The organism is Clostridioides sp. ES-S-0005-03, from assembly GCF_020658455.1.
Classification (GTDB): domain Bacteria; phylum Bacillota; class Clostridia; order Peptostreptococcales; family Peptostreptococcaceae; genus Clostridioides.
Map to the genome: position 1 here is coordinate 1 of NZ_JACVWI010000015.1, position 5,631 is coordinate 5,631.

A 5,631-nucleotide genomic window follows, 5' to 3' on the forward strand; every position below is an offset into this window, starting at 1 on the left:
TCCTGAGCCAGGATCAAACTCTCAAATAAAAGTTTATCAGGCTCAGATACTATTGTTATCTAAATATCTGGCTTTATGGTTTGTTTCTTGTTTTATAAATTAACCTACTGTTTAATTTTCAAAGTTCTTTATGTTTATGTCCTTTTCTTGAGGACAAGTATTACTATACCAACTTTTTCTTTTAGAGTCAACAACTTTTTTTACTTTTTTTATTTTTAAATTATCACTTTACCTCTCTATTATAATATTATCCACATTATAAACAACTGATTCATATTGTTTTAACTTATTACATTAAATATTATCCACATTATAAACATATTTATCCACATATTACATAATTTATTATTTTTTGAATAAAGATAAATCCATATGTATAATCACTTTTCATTAGTCCATTTATCTATATGATACAATATGTTTACAACTTGAAAACCTTGGTTGAAAATGCTTACTTTAATAGCAGCATTATTTCCTCTCAAAAGCATTAATAATGATATTAGTAGTGATAATAGTACATGAGCATATAATTTTATTAAAGTATTTATCAACCCCTTACTACTTTACTTTGTAAATTTATATATTAACTAAAAACTTTCATAATCAAATTAAATACTTTAGTTTCATAGCCGAGTATCAATTAAACAATTTGTAAAACTTTATTTTAAAAGAATATAAATCAAAACAAACTAATATATTATAAAACTAAAGCTATAAAAGCTACAATAGTCAGTCTAATATAAATACATTTTATATAATACATAATTAAAGAAAAACTTTTTACATAAAAATAGACGAAAGTAAATATGTTTTTACATTTACTTTCGTCTATTTATGTTCTATTCTGCTATAGATAAATCATCCTTCATATACTGCTCAATTAAAAATACTTTTTTATACTTTAAGCTCTTCTGAACATCAATTATTCTTTGATTTGATGAACCTCTAAATTTTAGACTTATATCTTTTTTTTCATCTACAAATCTTCCATCTACTAAAACATCAATCTGCTTTAATAGGTTCAAGTTTTTAAAATATGCACTATTTTTTTTATCTAGTAGTTGTTCAAATGTAAATCCGGTATAGGACCATACATCTAAGCCAGTCTTTTTGGCTTCTTTTGCTATTTCTTCTAATGGTTCTGGCTGTAAAAATGGCTCTCCACCTGATAGTGTAATACCTTTTTGTAATTTTAGTGACTTTATCTTATTTATAATTTCTTTTGTATCCATATAAAATCCACCACATAAATTATGTGTTTGAGGATTATGACATCCTTTACAATTATGAACACATCCTTGAGTCCATATTACCATTCTTAACCCTGGTCCATCAACTATACTGTCATGACTTATAGTAGATGACATTCTTATCTTCATAACTTATTCCTCCAAATAAAACTATCTATGTTTTACCCTATCTTTAACTTCCGCTTTTTTGGCATTATTAAATCTATCAACTGTACCAACTAAATATCCTGTTATTCGTCTTATTCTTTCAAATTTAATATCACTTTCGTCTTCATTTCTTCCACATACAGGACATATATTACTTGCTATTACTCCCGAGAAACCACATATAGGATCTCTATCTACAGGATGATTTATACTTCCGTATCCTATGCCCAAATCTTTCATTGCTTTTATGATAGTTTCAAAAGCTTCTAAGTTATCAGATGGATCTCCATCTAGTTCTACATATGTTATATGACCTGCATTAGTAAATTCATGATATGGAGCTTCTATCTCAATTTTGTCATATGCACTTATATTATAATAAACTGGAACATGGAATGAATTAGTATAATACTCTTTATCTGTAATACCTTTAATTTCTCCATATACTTTCTTATCTATTTTAGTAAATCTTCCTGAAAGACCTTCTGCTGGAGTACCCATTAAAGAGAAATTTAATTTATATTTGTCTGTAGCTTCATCCATTTTATGTCTCATATATGACACTATTTTTAGTCCTAATTCTTGAGCTTCCTTGCTTTCTCCATGATGTTTACCTGTAAGAGCAATAAGGCATTCTGCTAAACCTATAAACCCAATAGTCAATGTTCCTTGCTTTATTACTTCTTTTAATGTATCTTCTGGGCCCAAATCATCAGAATCTTTCCATACGCCTTGACCCATTAAAAACGGAAAGTTTTTCATTTTTTTATTTCCTTGAACTTCAAGACGCTCTAATAATTGTTCTATAATTAAGTCTATTTTCTCATCTAGTTCTTTAAAAAATTCATCTAAATTAGTTTTCTCATTTTTTATAATTCCATGCTTTATACCTAATCTTGGAAGATTGACAGTAGTAAAAGATATATTTCCTCTGCCACTAACTGTTTCTGGCCCACATACATTACTAAGTACTCTTGTTCTACAACCCATATATGTAGCTTCTGTATCTGGATCTCCTGCTTTATAATATTTAGCATTAAAAGGAGCATCTAAAAAGCTAAAGTTAGGAAATAATCTTTTAGCTGATACCCTGCATGATAACTTAAATAAATCATAATTAGGATCTTCTGGATTTAAATTTACACCTTCTTTAACTTTAAATATCAATATTGGGAAAATTGGGGTCTCTCCATTACCTAAACCTCTTTCTTGTGATAATAATAGATTCTTAGTTACCATTCTTCCTTCTTCTGAAATATCTGTTCCAAAATTTACACTTGAAAATGGTACTTGTGCACCTGCTCTAGAATGCATTGTATTTAAGTTATGTATAAATGCTTCCATAGATTGATATGTTTTTTTATCAGTTTCTTTATATGATTCTTCAAATGCAAAGTTTTGCATGTTCTTTATAAGTTCTTCATCAATATTAAACATTTCTTTTAGTTTTTCTTTTTCAGAGTTTAAATACAATTCATCTTTTTTAAGACCAACTTTTTTATTTGTTTCTTTCTCTGTTCTATATACTATGTCCTTTATTGCTTCATTATTTTCAATTCCTTTAAATAATTTTAATGCTTTAGCTAAGTTTCCTATGTAGAATTTTTTAAATGTCTTATACACACCTTCAGACAAACCATAATCGAAAAATGGTATGCTTTGACCTCCATGTTGATCATTTTGATTACTTTGTATCGCAATTGCGGCTAGAGCTCCATAACTCATTATATCTTGTGGTTCTCTTAAGAAACCATGACCAGTTGAAAAACCATCCTCAAATAGTTTTTTAACATCTATCTGGCAACAAGTTAATGTCCCCATATTTAAAAAGTCCATGTCATGTATATGTATATCTCCATTATCATGTGCGAAAGAATGTTCTGGCTTTAATATATGAGTCTTGCAAAATTCTTTGGATACAGTACTTCCATATTGTAACATTGTTCCCATAGCTGTATTACCATTGATATTTGCATTTTCTCTTTTTATATCAGCATCTTCTGCATCCTCAAAGGTAATTTCTTCTATTGCCTTCATTAATCGTGTTTTTGAATTTCTTATTCTACTTCTTTCAGTTCTATATACTATGTACTCTTCACTAGTTTTTGCATGACCTGTTTCTATAAGAACCTTAACTACAGAATTTTGTATGTCTTCAACACTTGGAACTGATTCAGAATATTTATGATTTATCAACTTTATTACTTCCTGAGTTAGTTGCTCAGATAACTTATAATCAGGTACAATACCTTCTCTTTCTGCAACATTTGTTGCTGCTAAAAATATAGCCCTTGTTATTCTATCTTCATTAAATGGAATCACTCTTCCATCTCTCTTTTTTACAAACTCAACCAATTAAAAAAACCCCCTATTACTATATATTGTATTTTATTAATCTACATACCACTATATGTAGTATATTAAGTCTAAAAAAATCCCCTTCAACTAAGTTAAAGGGATTATCTTAATAATTACTATATTAAGATTACCAAATTTGTACATAATAGTCAAACTAACGCAAATCATTGCAAATACTATGTAGATATTTTGAACATCAGCGTTTGTAACCACTTTGGAAGTCAAAACTTTTTTCTCTTTTTTTTACACTAATTTTAGGCAAAAAATACTCATTTTCATATGTATTAATGTATATATCTACAAATTTCCTTATGTACATTTTTCAAATTTGTCGTATAATATAAATAATAATTTAAAAGGGGGCATTTTATGTTATCAAAAAGACTAAACTTTATAACTCCATCCTATACAATAGGTATTAGTTCAAAAGTTAAAGAAATGGAAAGTGACGGAATTAAAGTAATCAACCTTAGTATAGGAGAACCTGATTTTAATGTACCTAATGTTGCAAAATCTTACGGAATTGACTCTTTAAATAAAGATTGTACTAAATATGATTTAGTTCCTGGATTGAAAATACTTAGAGAAGAAATCTGTAAAAAACTTATTGAAGAAAATAACTGTAAATATTCAATAGATGAAATAGTTATATCAAGTGGAGCTAAAAATTCTATAACAAACACTTTACTAGCGTTAACAGATGAGGGAGATGAAGTGTTATTGCCAAAACCATATTGGGTTAGTTACCCTGAAATGGTTAAATTAGTTAATGCTGTTCCAATTTTTATTGATACCAGAAAAGAAAATGGATTCAAATTAACAAAAGAAGAACTTGAAAAATCTATAACAAGCAAAACAAAGATTCTTGTAATAAATAATCCTTCAAATCCTACTGGTAGTGTCTATACAAGAGATGAGCTAATTGAAATCGTAAAAGTGTGTATACAGAACAAAATATATATTTTGGCAGATGAAATATATGAAAAAATATGTTACACTGGAAATTTCACATCAGTTGCTTCATTAAGCGAAGAAGCAAAAGATATAACTATAACTATAAATGGTTTTTCTAAATCAGCTGCTATGACTGGATTAAGATTAGGCTATACTGCTTCTAATAAAACCATAGCTAAAGTAATGAGTTCCATACAAGGACATCTTATATCACATCCAAGCTTAACATCACAATACATAGCATATGGAGCCTTAAAAGATTGTTCAACTGATATAGATGATATGGTGGAAACATATAAATCTAGAAGAGATTTAATCACATCTAAATTAGATTCTATCGAAAATGTAGATTACGTAAATCCATATGGTGCGTTTTATGCTTTTATAGACCTTTCTAAGATAGCTGAAAACTTTAAATATAAAGATAGTTTTTCTATAGAATTTTGTAATCAGTTTTTAGAAGAATACAATGTAGCAGTTGTTCCTGGCATAGCATTTGGTATGGATAAATATATTCGTATATCTTATGCTTGTAATGAGAATACTTTCTTGGCTGGATTAGATAAATTAAAAGAATTTGTATCTAAGATAATGGCATAATAATTTTAATCAAACAATTTTTAAATATAAGATATTAGATGATAAATTAATAGATTGTGTATCTATATAATATATTTAACATCGTAATTAAAAACTTAAATAAAATAAAAACCTATTGATTTTCATACCAATAGGTTTTTATTTTATTTGTTATATTAAGCTAGAATTTTATTTTAAATTTTAACTCAATATAACAAATAAAAAAATTACGTGGCTACGTCCTACTCTCCCAGGCAGTTTCCCACCAAGTACCATCAGCGCTAGAGAGCTTAACTTCTGTGTTCGGAATGGGAACAGGTGTATCCTCTCTGCTATTGTAACC

3 protein-coding genes and 1 rRNA gene are annotated in these 5,631 nt (G+C 27.9%); 1 reads left to right on the forward strand and 3 read right to left on the reverse strand.

All coding sequences use genetic code 11. The features are described from left to right. Positions 1-839 precede the first annotated feature (839 nt). Together nrdG and IC218_RS21460 are read right to left on the reverse strand one after the other, a co-directional pair. Positions 840-1,379, reverse strand: a complete 540-nt coding sequence (nrdG, locus tag IC218_RS21455) for an anaerobic ribonucleoside-triphosphate reductase activating protein (RefSeq protein WP_227437644.1) — start codon at positions 1,377-1,379, stop codon at positions 840-842. 21 nt (positions 1,380-1,400) lie between these two features. Then, complete coding sequence (locus IC218_RS21460) at positions 1,401-3,752, reverse strand: anaerobic ribonucleoside triphosphate reductase (protein WP_227437646.1); 2,352 nt, start codon at positions 3,750-3,752, stop codon at positions 1,401-1,403. A gap of 372 nt (positions 3,753-4,124) precedes the next feature. Here IC218_RS21460 and IC218_RS21465 point away from each other — a divergent pair, with 372 nt between their 5' ends. Next, on the forward strand, positions 4,125-5,309 hold the full coding sequence (locus IC218_RS21465; protein ID WP_227825476.1) for a pyridoxal phosphate-dependent aminotransferase: 1,185 nt from the start codon (positions 4,125-4,127) through the stop codon (positions 5,307-5,309). A gap of 208 nt (positions 5,310-5,517) precedes the next feature. Here IC218_RS21465 and rrf read toward each other — a convergent pair. Further along, positions 5,518-5,631 (reverse strand): 5S ribosomal RNA (rrf, locus tag IC218_RS21470); the annotation flags it as partial.